The sequence below is a fragment of the Binatus sp. (SeqCode) genome (assembly GCF_035272065.1).
GTDB lineage: Bacteria > Desulfobacterota > Binatia > Binatales > Binataceae > Binatus.
This window is the reverse complement of the sequence record NZ_DATEQZ010000114.1, coordinates 1-14,800: the sequence shown is the minus strand read 5'-3', so window position 1 is coordinate 14,800 and position 14,800 is coordinate 1. Positions and strand designations below refer to the sequence as shown.

The 14,800-nt window shown below is 60.8% G+C and carries 14 protein-coding genes; 7 read left to right on the top strand and 7 right to left on the bottom strand.

Annotated elements, in window-relative coordinates; translation table 11 throughout:
- Positions 1-74 precede the first annotated feature (74 nt).
- The 3 genes from VJX68_RS18140 (at position 75) to VJX68_RS18130 (ending at position 5,019) form a co-directional block, all read left to right on the top strand.
- On the top strand, positions 75-1,457 hold the full coding sequence (locus VJX68_RS18140) for an arylsulfatase (protein ID WP_324097138.1): 1,383 nt from the start codon (positions 75-77) through the stop codon (positions 1,455-1,457).
- A gap of 33 nt (positions 1,458-1,490) precedes the next feature.
- Positions 1,491-2,807, top strand: coding sequence for an alkaline phosphatase family protein (locus VJX68_RS18135; RefSeq protein WP_324097137.1), 1,317 nt, complete (start codon positions 1,491-1,493; stop codon positions 2,805-2,807).
- Between the two features lie 106 nt (positions 2,808-2,913).
- Complete coding sequence (locus tag VJX68_RS18130; RefSeq protein ID WP_324097136.1) at positions 2,914-5,019, top strand: (Fe-S)-binding protein; 2,106 nt, start codon at positions 2,914-2,916, stop codon at positions 5,017-5,019.
- 1 nt (position 5,020) lies between these two features.
- Here VJX68_RS18130 and VJX68_RS18125 read toward each other — a convergent pair whose 3' ends face one another.
- Complete coding sequence (locus tag VJX68_RS18125; RefSeq protein ID WP_324097135.1) at positions 5,021-5,983, bottom strand: alpha/beta fold hydrolase; 963 nt, start codon at positions 5,981-5,983, stop codon at positions 5,021-5,023.
- Between the two features lie 206 nt (positions 5,984-6,189).
- Between VJX68_RS18125 and VJX68_RS18120 the strand changes: the two genes are divergently transcribed.
- Positions 6,190-6,831, top strand: a complete 642-nt coding sequence (locus VJX68_RS18120; RefSeq protein WP_324097134.1) for a hypothetical protein — start codon at positions 6,190-6,192, stop codon at positions 6,829-6,831.
- A gap of 120 nt (positions 6,832-6,951) precedes the next feature.
- On the opposite strand, the gene VJX68_RS18115 is transcribed toward VJX68_RS18120, so the two are convergent.
- From VJX68_RS18115 to VJX68_RS18090, 6 genes are all read right to left on the bottom strand, one after another.
- A complete protein-coding gene (locus tag VJX68_RS18115) occupies positions 6,952-7,794 on the bottom strand; it encodes a DUF4412 domain-containing protein (protein ID WP_324097133.1) in 843 nt (280 codons plus the stop codon).
- Complete coding sequence (locus tag VJX68_RS18110) at positions 7,791-8,843, bottom strand: lysylphosphatidylglycerol synthase domain-containing protein (RefSeq protein WP_324097236.1); 1,053 nt, start codon at positions 8,841-8,843, stop codon at positions 7,791-7,793. Before VJX68_RS18110 ends, VJX68_RS18115 begins: the two co-directional genes overlap by 4 nt.
- Before the next feature lie 124 nt (positions 8,844-8,967).
- Positions 8,968-9,366 (bottom strand): anti-sigma factor family protein, encoded by a 399-nt coding sequence (locus tag VJX68_RS18105; protein WP_324097132.1) that lies wholly within the window; start codon positions 9,364-9,366, stop codon positions 8,968-8,970.
- 362 nt (positions 9,367-9,728) lie between these two features.
- Positions 9,729-10,844, bottom strand: coding sequence for an aldo/keto reductase (locus tag VJX68_RS18100; protein ID WP_324097131.1), 1,116 nt, complete (start codon positions 10,842-10,844; stop codon positions 9,729-9,731).
- 53 nt (positions 10,845-10,897) lie between these two features.
- Entirely contained in the window at positions 10,898-11,269 is a 372-nt protein-coding gene (locus VJX68_RS18095) for a VOC family protein (RefSeq protein ID WP_324097130.1), read from the bottom strand.
- Between the two features lie 14 nt (positions 11,270-11,283).
- Positions 11,284-11,925, bottom strand: a complete 642-nt coding sequence (locus tag VJX68_RS18090) for a class I SAM-dependent methyltransferase (protein WP_324097129.1) — start codon at positions 11,923-11,925, stop codon at positions 11,284-11,286.
- A 188-nt stretch (positions 11,926-12,113) separates the two neighbouring features.
- On the opposite strand from VJX68_RS18090, the gene VJX68_RS18085 reads away from it, so the two are divergent.
- The 3 genes from VJX68_RS18085 to VJX68_RS18075 form a co-directional block, all read left to right on the top strand.
- Entirely contained in the window at positions 12,114-12,896 is a 783-nt protein-coding gene (locus VJX68_RS18085; RefSeq protein ID WP_324097128.1) for an IclR family transcriptional regulator, read from the top strand.
- Between the two features lie 183 nt (positions 12,897-13,079).
- Positions 13,080-13,826: an electron transfer flavoprotein subunit beta/FixA family protein gene (locus VJX68_RS18080; RefSeq protein WP_324097127.1), complete on the top strand. Its 747-nt coding sequence runs from the start codon at positions 13,080-13,082 to the stop codon at positions 13,824-13,826.
- A gap of 38 nt (positions 13,827-13,864) precedes the next feature.
- Positions 13,865-14,800, top strand: a 936-nt coding sequence (locus VJX68_RS18075; RefSeq protein ID WP_324097126.1) for an electron transfer flavoprotein subunit alpha/FixB family protein, incomplete at its 3' end; no start/stop codon positions are given.

Genomic DNA, 14,800 nt, shown 5'->3' with positions numbered 1-14,800 from the left:
TCTGATCCCAAGGCTCGGGTGCGATCGCATCCGGGCCCTTTTTTTGTGCTACGAATTCGGTCGAGGCACTTCCCATGCTCACCCGCCCGAACATCATCCTGATTCTCGCCGACGACATGGGTTATGGCGACTTCGGATGCTTCAACTACGGCGCCTCGCGCACGCCGACCCTCGATCATCTTGTGAGCGAGGGTGTTTGCCTGACGCAGCATTACTCGGCTTCTCCCGTTTGCGCGCCGGCGCGAGCGTCACTGATGACAGGTCGCTATCCGCATCGCACCGGCGTAATCGATACGCTCGAGACGCGCGGTCTCGACCGCCTCGCACTGCGCGAGTTGACGATGGCCGAACTGCTGAAACGGGCGGGCTATGCGACCGGGCTGGTAGGCAAATGGCACAACGGCGCGTGCGACCCGCGCTACCATCCCAACCGACGCGGCTTCGACGAGTTCGCCGGATTTTCCGGCGGCTGGCAGCCCTACTACCAGTGGAATCTAGACCGCAACGGCTCTTTTTCGCGCGGCGACGGCCGCTACTTGACCGACGTCTTCACCAAGGAGGCCACGGAGTTCATCAGGCGTCATCGCAGCGATGCGTTTTTTCTCTACCTCGCGTACAACGCGCCGCATTTTCCCTTCGAAGCGCCCGAGGCCGACGCCGCGCCGTACAAGGCGAGCGGTAGCTTCACGCCCGCGGTCAGCCAAATCTACGCGATGATCGAATGCATGGATCGCGGGATCGCTCGCGTGCTCGACGCACTCGACGAATCCGGCCTGGCCGACAACACGATCGTGATGTTCTCGAGCGACAACGGTCCGCAGTTCGGCGGGGTGGGCGAGATGTGCACCGACCGCTTCAACTGTGGCTTCGCCGGCGCAAAAACGCTCGTGTACGAAGGCGGAATCCGGCTGCCGATGGTGATGCGATTGCCCGCCGGCCTCGACGGCGGCCGCCAGGTCCACGACATGATACATTTCACCGACTGGCTGCCGACGCTCCTCGCGATTGCCGGCACTGAGCCGCCGCACGACCTCAAGCTCGACGGAATCAACGTGCTTCCCGCGCTGCAGGGCGAGCGCGGCAGGGTCCCGACCGAGCGCTTCTGGCAATGGAACCGCTACACGCCCGACGGTGAATGCAACGCCGCAATGCGCGACGGCCGATGGAAACTGGTGCGCCCCGCGATACGTGAGTTGATGCAGGTGTCGAACGAAGACCTCGCGATGGACATCCAGTCGAAGTACAATCCCGAAAACTTCCACGACATCTCGCATGCGCCCGAGCCCGAGCGCGTCAAACCCGCGCCCCCGCCCGCGCAACTCTTCGACATCGTAAATGATCCTTTCGAGCGCAACGATCTCGCCGCGAAGGAACCCGGCCGCGTTTCAAAAATGACCAACGCTCTCGCCTCGTGGTTCGAAGACGTCGAGCAAGACCGCCTCGCGATCCACGATTGAACGATCCTTCCGCGACTGCATGGGGGAAACGACATGGCAACGGATCTCTCGCAAATCCAGACGATCGTCATTTTGATGATGGAGAACCGCTCGTTCGATCACATGCTGGGCTACTTGCGACTGCCCGCGTACGGCAGCAATCCGAACGTCGACGGCGTGCGCGATGATCAGGCGTGGCTGAATTCGGTCGCGAACACTTGGGACGGCGTAGCGTATCAGCCAGGTCCGCTGCTGGAGCCGCGCGTTCCAGATCCGCCGCACGAGCGTCCGGACATAGTGCTGCAACTCGGCGCGGTCGGCGCAAACGGATTTGCGCTGGACGGGTTTGTTGCGAGTGCTAAAGGCGACTCAGATGTAATGCGCTATCAGACGCCGGATAAGGTGCCGATACTGAATTTTTTCGCGCGCAACTTCCGCATTTTCGACCATTGGTTCGCGCCGCTGCCCGCGAGTACGCAACCGAACCGGCTGATGGCGATGGCGGGATACTCGCTGATTGACGGTAACGTCAACGTCCTGCCGAACCATGTGCTCGCTTACGACTGGCTGACCACGCACGGTGTGAGCTGGCGCGTGTATCACCAGGGTTTCTTCCCGTTCTTCAGCATCATGCCGCGATGGCTTCCCGAAATCGCGACTAGTGACCGCTTCCGTGAGTTCGACCGGTTCGCGACCGACATGGAGCTCGAAAGCGACGATACTTTCCCGCAAGTGATTTTCATCGAACCCGTTTACACCGACGCACCTCACGCTGAGGCGGAAGGAACAGACGATCATTCGCCGTCGTCGGTCACGGGCGGACAACAGCTCATGCTGGACGTGTACAGCGCGCTGCTGCGCAGCCGTCATTGGACCAACTCAATGCTGATCGTCACGTACGATGAGCACGGCGGCTTTTTCGATCACGTACAACCGTTGCCGGTTGAAACCGCGCCACCGGCGGGGCAGTACGCAGGCTTCCCGACGACTGGAATTCGCGTGCCTGCGGTGATTGTATCGCCGTTCGCTTCCGCTGGTACGGTCTGTAACGCAAACTTTGACCACACTTCGATTCTCAGATTTCTCGGTCAGAAGTTCGGTATGGAGGGCGGCTACTCGCCAGAGGTGGACAGGCGCGCGCTCGTTGGCAGCGCGGCCGATATCCTCGATTTGACGGCGCCGCGAGCCGATCAGCCCCAGCCGCCCAATCCAAACGTGATCGTCGCGCCGGCGGCGACCGTGCCCGCGCCGCTGCCGCCGAGCAATCAGAATGTCGAGGCGTTCAAGCAAGTGGCGCAGCAAATGAAGAACCACTATCCCCATCAGCTCGCAACCAAATTCCCGCCGAGCCGCCAGATCCTGGGGTTTTAGATCGGTACAGTGCGTGCGGTCGCGATGGATTGAATTCATCCGCGGTGGTCTGATTTAAGAGTCTGTTACAGGCACCTTCGCCACCGGCTTTTCCCATGGAGCGCAAATGAACGAGCAAGTTACCCGACAGATCCTGTGGAACATCCCGGTTCCGTTCATCGTGCTGATGTATGGGCTGCTCGGGCTGCTGATCGCCGGATTCGTTTACGCCGGCGTCAGGTGGTACCGGCTGGTGAGTCTGGGCGTGTCCGAGGAGCGTCTCGACCATCCATTCGAGCGCCTGATCGTCGCGCTGCACGACTCGTTCGGCCAGGGCAACGTGATTCGCGAGACCTGGGGCTGGATGCATTACGCATTTTACGTCGCGTTCGTCGGACTGCTCATCGGCACGACGATCGTCGCGATCAACAGCGACGTGCGCGACCTGTTCGATCTGTTCGGCTTCGACTTCTACTTCTACTACGGCGACTTCTACCTCTACTTCAAAGCCGCGATGGACACTTTCTTCCTGCTGCTCATCCTCGGCGTGCTGATGGAAGGTGCGCGGCGTTCTCTGCGCAAGCCGACTGTGCTGAACGAGCCGCCCGCCGAGAAGATGCGCGACAATCTCGAGAACCGGCTCGGCTATTGGTTCCCGATGTCGATGATGGTGCTGACCGCCGTCACGGGCCTGATGCTCGAAGGCGCGCGCATCAACGCCTCGCATCCCGCGTTCACCGAATGGGCATACGTCGGGCGAGTCGTGGGACGCATCGAAGGCGCGCTCGGCGCCGGCGTGATTTACCATCGGTGGCTATGGTTGGTGCACGTGCTAATCGTGTACGCGCTGCTGTTTTGTTTTCCGTTCACCAAGCTGCGTCATTTGATCTTCGGGCCGCTGAATCTTTTCTTCCGTAGCATGGGTCCGCGTGGACGGCTCGCGCCTATCAAGGATTTCGAGAACGCAGAAACCTTCGGCGTCTCGCAAGTCGAGCAGTACACCTGGAAGCAACTCCTCGACATGGGCTCGTGTCTCGAATGCGGGCGCTGCACGATCAACTGTCCCACCGTCAACACCGGTAAAACGCTGAATCCCAAGTACCTCGTAATCGAACAGCGCGAGCATCTGCTGGACAAGGCGCCCTTTCTTCTCGCGGCGAAAGCCAACGGCAAAGCTGGTGAGGGCGCCGAAGCGCCCGCGTGGAACGGCCCCAACATGATCACGCAGGTCGCGACCGAAGAAGCGGTGTGGGGATGCACGTCGTGCGGATGGTGCGAAGAGGGATGCCCGGTCGGCATCGAGCATATCCAGAGAATCATCGACATGCGGCGCTACGACGTGCTGATGGAGTCGAGGTTCCCGACCGAGCTGACGGGCGCGTTCAAGGGAATCGAGAACCAAGGAAATCCGTGGGGCCTCGCACAGGAGAAGCGCGCCGAATGGGCGAATGGTCTGGAAATTCCGGAGATCGCCGAGCTCGAAGATCCGTCAGAGATCGACGTGCTGTACTGGGTGGGATGCGCAGGCTCGTACGACGAACGCAACCAGCGCGTAAGCAAGTCGTTCTCGGGCTTGATGAAACAGGCGGGCGTCAAGTTTGCGATCCTCGGGCGCGAGGAGAGCTGCACCGGCGATCCCGCGCGCCGGCTCGGCAACGAATACCTGTATGCCACCGTGGCCGCGCAAAATGTCGAGACGCTCAATCGCTACAAGCCGCGGCGAATTGTCACTCAATGCCCGCATTGCTTTCACAATCTGAAGAATGAGTATCCAGACTTCGGCGGTAACTACACGGTCCTGCACGAAGCAGAGTTTATCGACGAGCTAATCCAGGCCGGGCGTCTGAAGCCGCGCGGCAAGATCGACGAGCGCATCACCTATCACGACCCGTGCTACATGGCGCGGCATAATCGCAAATGGGACAGCGCTCGCAGCGCGCTCGGCGCGATTCCCGGCGCCCAAGTCGCGGAGGTCGAGCAGTCGAAGAATCGCACGTTCTGCTGCGGCGCCGGCGGCGGATGCTTCTGGAAAGAGGAGCACGAGGGCACGCGCATCAATCAGAAGCGCTTCGATCAATTGCAGGAGGCCAAGCCCAAGTGCGTCGCCGTGGGATGCCCGTTCTGCATGACGATGCTCGAAGACGCCGTGAAGTCGCGCTCACTAGAAGAGACGATGCGCGTGCGCGACCTCGCGGAACTGGTGGCCGAATCCACCGGCATCAGCACGAAATGAGCTACTTTTTCAGGTCTGAAAGAAAATCAAGAATTGCCGCGTTTACTTCGGCTGGTTTTTCCTGCTGCGTCCAATGACCGGAACCCTTGATCAGCACGGTCTTGCGCAGGTTTGGCACCCAGGTCTTCATCCCTTCGGCCATCTCGGGACGAAGCACGACGTCGCGCTCGGCGGTGATCATCAGCGCGGGCTGCTCGATGCGATCGGTCTGACCGGCGCTTTCCTCCCAGTTCCGGTCGATGCATCGATACCAGTTCAGGCCGCCGCGAAAGCCGCTCCTCTTGAATGCGCGCACGAAGACGTCGAAGTCCTCGTCGGTGAGAAATTTTCCATGCGGGCGATCCGAGAATCGATCGAGCAGTCCGCCACCGGCGGGCCCGAACACACCCGGTACTGACTTGCGAATCTCCGTCGGATCGATTTCCGGCGGGTCCTGGTAAAAGCCGCGCAGCGAGCGGGCGACGTCGCGTTCGAGTTCCGCCTCCGCCACGCCCGGAGTTTGAAAATAGAGAATGTAGTGGAAGCCGCCGGCCGCCATCGCGCGCATCGCATCGGTCGGCTTGACCGGCGAGCGCGGGATGAACGGCGTGTTAATGCCGATCACACGCTCGACGCGGTCACGCGCCATCAGCGCCGTATTCCACGCGACCATGCCGCCCCAGTCGTGACCGACGATCACGCACTTGCCGATTCCCAGCGCGTCGAGCATGCCGACGATGTCGCCGACGAGCTTGCGCTGCGTGTACGCCTCGATCGGCGCGGGCGCCTCGGTCTCGCCATAGCCGCGCTGGTCGGGCGCGATCGCGCGGAAGCGCGCCTCGGCCAGCGCCTCCATCTGATGCCGCCACGAGTACCACATCTCGGGAAAGCCGTGGCAAAAGACCACCGGAAAGCCCTCGCCAGTCTCAGCCACATGCATGTTGATGCCGTTGGTCCGGACGAAGCTGTGCTTGATTTCACTCATCGCGCGCACCTCGAAAAATTCGCATCGTGTCCGCTGCAGCGCCACGGCATTGGGAATCATGCGGCAATATTAGTGTCGAAGCCAGCATGCGGGGCCGGCAAAAGTGCAATTGACAGAATCGCGAACGCCGCCTTATGCTCTCAGGTCTCAACACACTGAACGCTCGTTTTAATAAGAACAGACCAAGCAAGGTGGAGGGACACCCGATGAGTCGAGATTTTGAATTCAAGCAGTTGCTGCGTGCCTACCGCTGCGGAATTATTTCCCAGTCAACGTTCGAGGCCGAGATGGCGTGGCTCGAAGCCGGCACGCCGACGGCCAACGGCAACGGCAGCGGCGGTTTCAAGGCGTTCGGCCGCACCTACAAATCCGAACGCGCAGCGGTCGTCAGTTTTCTCGACAAGGTTCGTGCGGGCGAGGCCAACGGTGGCGAGGCGTTCGCGGCATGGGCGGAAGTTTGCAAGACCGATTGCATCCGCACCGGCATTCGCATGGTCGCCGAGCGCGAAGCCTATCATTCGCGGATTTTCGCGCAGCGCCTGGCGGAACTCGGCGGTGAGGCGCGAGCGATGGTCACCGAAGACGGGCGGAAGTTCACCGCCTACCTGGGCGACGCATCGATTCCCGACAACGAGAAACTGCTCAGCTTCACCTCGCGCGTCGGCAAGCCTGAGGATGCGATCAAACCCATCTGCGAGTTCGCCGAACTGCTCAAGGAAGATCTGTCGACCAGGGAAGCGTTGCGGCTGTTTGCCGAAGACGAACTGTCGACGGCGAAATGGATCTGGGATTCGTGCGCCGCGCTCAACGCGCCCAGGCAGCAGGCGTCGGCGTCAGCATCGATGTAGTTTTCGCTTTTCGCGTTGGATTGAAACGACGAGCGGGGTCCGTCATGGACCCCGCTCTCTCTTTTACCTCAACTCACTCGTCGACCTGAGCGAGAGTGCGCGCGAGTCGACGCGGACGCCCTACGGCGCTGCTGGCGACGCGCCTGCAGCCGGCGCGCCCGCAGGCGGCGCCATCTTCATTGCACCCGGCGCCATCTTCATTGCGCCCGGCGCCATCCGCATTGAGCCCGGTCCCGGCAGTTCTCGCTTGGTATAGTCCGAGGGAATCGCGAAATCGCTCTCGGCCAGTTTCTTCGTTTCGATTTTTTCGACCTGCGTGCTGGTTACGACCGGCGGGCGCTTCGCCATCATCTCGTTAATTTTGGCCGCCTGCTCCGGCGCCATCCCCGGGATGTTGACGCGCCCCATCTTCATCGACGATTCCAGCGCGAGTGGCACTCCGCCCGGAATCTCGCCATTGCCAGTAGCGGTGCCGGCGCTCTTGAGCTTGTCCGCCATATTTTTCTCGAACGCCGCAAACTCATCGGCGCCTGGTGCGCTGGTCGAGAAGCATTCCTTGACCGTGTAATCGCCCGCCATCATGTGCCCGCCGCCGTTGTAATCGGCGCACTTGTAGCCCGCGATGTCGCGCGTGGTGCCGGCCTTCTTGAAGTTCATCGCCGCATTGGTGCTCGCGGCCATCATCGTGGCCATCTGCCCCTTGGGCGGAAACTCGATTTCGAAGTAGGTCTTTGCCTTCGGATCGAGCACGTACATCATCCCTTTGTCGAGATCGGTGATGATCGTGTGACGTTCGGACACCATCTTCTGCTTGTTACCCTGCACCGAAATCGTTTGTTCCGAGTCGCGCGAGTTGGTCCCACTCGTCACATGCTGCTTCTGCGTGATGACGACCCCGGCGGCCGCAGGAAGCGCGGTCATTGCGAGCGTCATCCCCGCAACCAGGGTGGTTAATTTCCTCATAGCGATTGCTCTCCTTGTGCTCGTTGCATTTTTATCACTGAGTCGCGCCCGGCAGCCGCGGCGTTCGTGGTATCACCGCGCTGCTGCACAACCATCCGATGTATCATCAGGGCCACCAGCCCGAACAATACCCATACCATTTCCTTGATTCGGCGCAGAAACCCCACCACGAAGCCTACTCCCGGCGGATAACCGAGCATCCCCAGAATGAGCGCCTTGCCGCCCTCCTGGCTTACCAGCTTGGCCGGGATCAAAAAGGTCGCGCGCTCGATCAGCAGCCCAACCGCCTCGACCAGCAGCGCGATTTGTAACGACGCTGGCTGATGCAGCAGCGTCAGCAGGATACAAATTTCGAGCGGCCCGAGACTCCACGCGACTGCATAGCAAATGCACGACGCGACGAAGCGGCGACGATGGCGCGCGTAGAAATCGAGCAGCACCGCGTCGGCCTCGTCGGCGGACTCGCGAATTTCGTCGGTGTTGATTCGCGCGATATCGAGTTTGGTCGCGGCGCGCCAAAGATGCGAAAACGGCCGCTTCATCTGCACGAAAAAGAAGCCGCCTGCCAGCGCCACCGCCAGCGTGAACCCGCCGACGATCGCCCAGTAGAGGTTCGCAGCCACCGGGATCAGGCGCAGCGAAATCACCAGCGCGATCGTGAGAAACGCGATCTGCCCGATCGCTTCCGCCAGCGACGCGACGACCACCGTCGCCAGCCCCACCGGCATGCGCAATTTCTCGCGCACATCCACCGCCATCACGAATTGCCCGCCGAGCTGCGCCGACGGCGTCACATAGTCAATCGCCTCGCCGCCGATTCGCGCCGCAAACAACTCGAGGAACTTGAGTTTCGGCGGATAATCCTCGATTGTGACCCGCCAGCCGATCGTGTTTGCGATTCGCGCAATCGTCTCCAGCGAAATCGTCAGCGCCAGGCCCCATCCCGCCATCCGTACATAGCCCAGCACCTGCCCCGGCCCGTAATGGGTCAGGAACCAGACGTAAAACGCGATCGCTATAGCGATGAAGAATGTCTCGGCGCGGCGCATCGGCAAGTGGAGGGCCGCCTCTATGGACGGGCGGCAACCGATGCATTCTTTCAGCCGCGCCCCACCTGCGCAACCCGTGAATGACGAGTTGTTCGCCGCCTCTTCGGCGAGAAAAAAACCGCGCTCAGCCCTTGGCGCGAATCAGCTCCGCGAACTTGTCGAGTTCCTGCTGATTCAAATCAGACACCACCCAGCAATTCATCCCCGCGACCATCAGCTGCTCGACGTTGTATCCATGCTCCGTCTCGATTCTCTCGGCGCTCGTCGCGGTGCCTGTCGTCGGCCACATGAAAACGTTGATCACATGGTTGCCATGCTGATACACGAGCGCCGCGACCGGCCGGCCGTCGATATAGTCGAGACGGCCGCCCACCAGCGGAAATCCGTCTTTCGCGAAATCGTTGGCCGGTGGCGAGAAATCAAGCTTGCCGTTGAACCACGGCTTGACCCTATGCTGATCGGTCGAGGCAACGTCCATGTCATACTTCACGGGCAACGCCGAGGCCGATCGCTTCTGGGACACGATGTCACCCGCCGCGCAGCAGATTCTCGCAGCATCGAACGGCTCCCACGATTACCTGTCGCATGCGGTTCTCGGACAGTACCTCATGTATGCGTTTTTGATTCTTGCCGCGTGGCGCGTGATCCTCGAGTTATCGAGGCGCCTCGACCGCACCCGAATCGCCTTCATGGTTGTTGCGATAGTCGCGGCAGGCGCTGGGCTGACAGTTCAAATCACTTCTCTACCAGGGCAAGACGGGAGGAGAACTGGTCTACGAACACGGCGTCGGCGCTTCGATGTCTCTTCACTAAGGCGCAGGGGTTACCCCTGCCGAAGGAAGTGTGAACCCCCGCGGGTTTCACATTCAATTAGTTCCTCGCGCTCTACTGCTCTTCGCCCTGCTGGAATAATCTCATCAGCTCCTCGACCGTAGCCGGCGGTTTGCGCGCCGTCTCGAGCGTGTCGCGAACGTGATCGACCGATTTCATTCCTACCAGCGCCACGTCCACACCCGGCGTTGAGCGCACGAACTGAATAGATCTTTGCGCATCTGTCGCGAAACCGCTGAACGCATTCGCGACTATCGGCGGCAGCCCGCGCGATAGCTGCCCTTGCAGCAGCGACGCGCTCGCGCAAACCGCGAGTCCGAATGCCTTCGCGGCAGCGAGCGTGGTCGCTTTGCCAGCATGCACGAATTGGTTCGAGCGCGTGACCGCCTCCGGCATCGCGAGATTGTACGGCAACTGGATTGCGCGAAAATGATGCGCGTCGCCGGCGACCTCGCGTGCGATTCGCATCAACTCGTCGAGCGAGAGCCATCCGCGCTCCGTCTGCGCCGCGCGAAAACCGTTCCACGTCGCGGTCCCGTACACGCCGATTTTTCCGTTGGCGACCGCACCTTCCAGGAACTCGAAAATTGTCCTGATTCGCGCCAGGAATTCCTTGCGCTCGATCGCTTCGAGCTGCGTCTCCGGATTGTGAATGTAATAGATGTCGATCGTGTCGAGGTTGAGATTCCTACGCGACAGTTCGAGCATCGCACCTATGTACTTCGGCGTCATGCAATGGGAGCCGTCAACCAAATCGGCGGGCGCGACGATTCCCGTCTTCACGTAATGCTCCTCGAACCATGCGCGCGGATTCGCCGGCACCTCGCCGTCGAACGTGATGTAGCCGCCCTTGGTCGCGACGACCACCTGCTCGCGCGCGATCTCGCCCGCCGCGACCAGCTCGCCAATCGCTTTGCCGATATTCCGTTCGCTGCGCTGGAAGCGGTAATTCACCGCAGTGTCGATCAGATTGATTCCGCCACGGATACTCGCCTTGATCGCTTCTTCGTAAGCGCGATCGGTCTCGACATCAGGCTCGCCCAGGTAAGTGCCGATTCCAATCGATGAAACCGACACTCCGAGCGCGGGCCGAAAATTTCCCGGCAGCTCCGGGAACCGGCTCGCGTATGCTGCCGTAGCGTCGGCGGTCGCGCGCCCTTTGAGCATCATGCGGGTCCTCCTGTGCAGGATTTACAGGCTCGTCGCGTACTTAGGACCGATTTTTACTGAAAAAACTGCGGACTGATCGTCGGTTCGTAGAGCGCCTGGATCAAGTTGCCGTCGGGGTCGCGAATGTAGAACGACACCGAGCCGTCGCGATGATGCTTGAGCTCGTGCACAATCTCGACGCCAACACTCTTCGCCCACGCGTATCCAGCTTCGACGTCGGCGATCGTCGGCACGATAAACCCGAGATGGTCCAACCGTTGCGCTTCGCCGCCATACTCGCCGCGACGCAACGCGACATTGTCGCAGCCAGAGCTCAGGTACGCATTGTCGGCGTCGGGCTGCCAGACCAGCTTCATCCCGAACACGCGAGCGTAGAAGTCTTTCGCGCGCTCGACGTCGGAAACCTTGAGCGCCAGATGTCGCATGCCACGATTTTTGATCAACTCTGTCCCTCGCGCGTCTTGTAACCCACCACCGCCCAAATCGGATCCGACGGCGGCGCGGTCGGCGCGCTACGATCGATGAAATCTATATTCTCAAACGCGCCGCTCTCCATAAAGTAGCTGCCGACCAGCTTGCAGTGGTCGTAGTCGTCGAGACTCTGCCAAATCGCGACCGCCTTGGTCGGGAACATCCGGTTCGAGAACGTGACGACGAACGGCGAGCCCGGCTTGAGCACGCGTCCGACTTCCGCAAACGTCTCGAGCGGCCGCGTCATGTATTGCACCGAGACTGTCACCACCGCGCCGTCGAACTCGTCGTCCGCAAACGGCATCCGCGGCCCGCGATTGAGATTGTGAACGACGACCTCGGTGAGCGCCGGATTATCTTCCATCTCGGCGCGATTCATCCCGAGGCCGACCACTCGCGACGGCCGGATATGAGCCGGCAGATGCGACCGCCAACTGCTCATCAGGTCGAGGATCGCGCCGCCTTGGGGAAGCAGTTGCGCATAGATCTCGCCGACCTTGGCGATAGCACCGTCGTCGATATGCGTAACGAGTCGCGGGACCGAGTAAAATACCCCATCATCGTTGTTATCGACGCGTCTGAAGAAATCGGCGGGAAGTTGTCTGGGCATGCTGAAATCCTGTTTTGAGACCCGGTAGATAGATTATGTTTATCCTTTAATATCAGCTATTTAGCGCAATTTTGTGAGAATTTATGGAGCATCGTTGACACACTTCGCGCCGGTCACTTAAAGTAAAACACTTTTACATACCGTGCTGCGCCAGTCTTGCAAACCGCCAGCTTGGTAGCCGAAACACGATGGTCCGACGGGATAAAACCAACTACGTCATCCAATCCGTTGCGCATGCGCTCGACGTGCTCGAACAGTTCTTCGGCGATGTCGATGAGCTCGGCGTTACGGAACTTTCCAAGCGGCTCAAACTGCATAAGAACAACGTCTTTCGACTGCTCGCGACGCTCGAAGCTCGCGGTTACATCGAACAAAACAAAGCCACCGAAAATTACCGCCTCGGCATCAAGTGCCTGCACCTAGGTCGCCGTTACATCCATCATATGGGCCTCGTGAGGCAAGCGCGCCCGATCCTCGCCGATGTCGCCCGCAAATGCCGCGAGAGCGCCTACGTCGCGATCGTCCGGCGCGAGGGAGTCGTCCCGCTCGAAGCCGCCGAGGCCGAGGATCGTGCCGTGCGCATCACGCCGCCCATCGGAATCACGCTGCCCCTTCATTGTACCGCGGCCGGCAAGGCGCATCTCGCCTTCGACGCCGAGGGACAGCTCAAATCCGCTTTGCCCGAGACGCTGCGCCGCTTCACCGATCGCACGATTATCGATCGCGCAATCCTGCTCGCGCAGCTCGAAACAGTCGCAAGCGACGGCTACGCAGTGGATTCGGGCGAATTCATCGAAGAAGTCTCGTCAGTCGCAGTCCCGATTCGCGACTACACGCGCTCAGTCGTCGGCTCAGTCGCCGTCGCCGGCCCGACCTACCGCATCGGCCCCGAACGCATCACCGCCGAAATCGCCCCCAGCCTCCTCGACGCCGGCCGCGAACTCTCCCACCGCCTCGGCTACAACGAGTAAGCAGGGGTGACCCCCGCACCCAGTGTTAAGAGCGGGCTTTACGCCGCGCACCCGCCATTAGTATGGTTTGACTGACTGGCGGGGCGCTGTTAGAAAATTTGCGTTTGTCGGCTCTATTCCCTGGGCAACCTCATCGTTCCAGAATCAATCGATGCATGAACAAATGCGTGGAGTTATAAGGCTTTGAAAATCCTGGTACCAATCAAGCGAGTTCCCGATCCTGCGACCACTATCCGCGTGTTGCCCGACGGCACCGGCATCGCGACCGACAACGTGAAGTGGGTTATCAACCCGTTTTGCGAAATCGCGATCGAAGAGGCGCTGCGAATCAAGGAGAAACAGACCGGCGAGGTCGTGCTCATCACGGTCGGTGAGTCCACCTGGCAGGAGCAATTGCGCACCGGGCTCGCGATGGGCGCCGATCGCGCAATCCTGGTCAAGACGGACACCGCGCTCGACTCCCTCGCGATCGCGCGAATCCTCACGAAAATCGCCGGCGACGAGAAGCCCGACCTCATCATATTGGGCAAGCAGGCAATCGACGACGATTCGAACCAGGTCGGCCAGATGCTGGCCGAGATGCTCGGATGGCCGCAGGCGACGTTCGCATCCAAGGTTGAGATTACGCCCGAGAAGACGTCGGTCGTGCGCGAAGTTGACGGCGGCCTCGAGACGATCGCGTTCAAGCTGCCCGCCGTCATCACAACAGATCTTCGCCTCAACGAGCCACGCTATGCGTCGCTGCCGGGAATCATGAAGGCGCGCAAGAAAGAATTGAAGGAGATTGCGGCCGACAGCCTCGGCGTCGATCTCGCTCCCAAGCTCAAGATAAAGACGATGGCCGCGCCGCCGAAGCGCCAGGCCGGGCGCAAGGTCGCGTCGGTCCAGGAGCTGGTATCCGTCCTTCACACCGAAGCCAAGGTTATCTGAAAGCGATTTTTACGATCTCGATCGCGGAGTGAATTGAAATGGGTGACGTTCTGATTTTCGCGGAGCATCAGGGGGGACATTTCCCCAAGACTACGCTGGTCGCCGTTCACGCCGGTCTCGACCTGGCAAAGAAGCGCGGCGGCAAAGCGATTGCAGTCGTCGCGGGCGACGCGCCCGAAGCGGCGGCGGGCGAGATCGCCAAGTACGGCGTCACCAAAGTGATCGCGCTGGCGCATCCCGCGCTGAAAAATTATCTCGCCGACGCGCACTCGCAGGCGTTTGCCGCGCTGGCGAAGAAAGAAAACGCGGAATTCGTTCTCGCGACCGCGACCGCGATCGGCAAAGATCTGTTTCCGCGACTGGCCGCACGTCTCGGCGCTCCGATGGCGTCGGAAATCACCGCAATCAACGACGAACACACCTTCGTGCGCCCGACTTACGCCGGCAATGTGATGGCGACGGTCGAACTCGACGGGCCGATCAAAGTCTTGACGGTGCGCGGGACCGCATTCGACGCCGCCAAACCGGGCGACGCGGTTGCCCCCGTCGAAAAACAAAGTGCCGAGATCGATGCGGGCGCGCTCAAGATGGAATTCGTTTCGTTCAATGCCACCAAGAGCGATCGCCCGCAACTCACCGAGGCGCGGATAATCGTTTCGGGCGGCCGCGGGCTCAAGTCGGGCGAAAATTTCAAGACCGTGCTCGAGCCGCTGGTTGACGAGATGGGCGCCGCGATGGGCGCGTCGCGCGCGGCCGTCGATGCGGGCTTCGTGCCCAACGACCTGCAGGTCGGGCAGACGGGCAAGGTCGTCGCGCCGGAACTCTACATCGCAGTCGGAATTTCGGGCGCGATACAGCATCTGGCGGGCATGAAGGATTCGAAGGTAATCTGCGCGATCAACAAGGACGAAGAGGCGCCGATTTTCGCAGTCGCCGATTACGGGCTGGTCGCCGATCTGTTCAAAGCGGTGCCC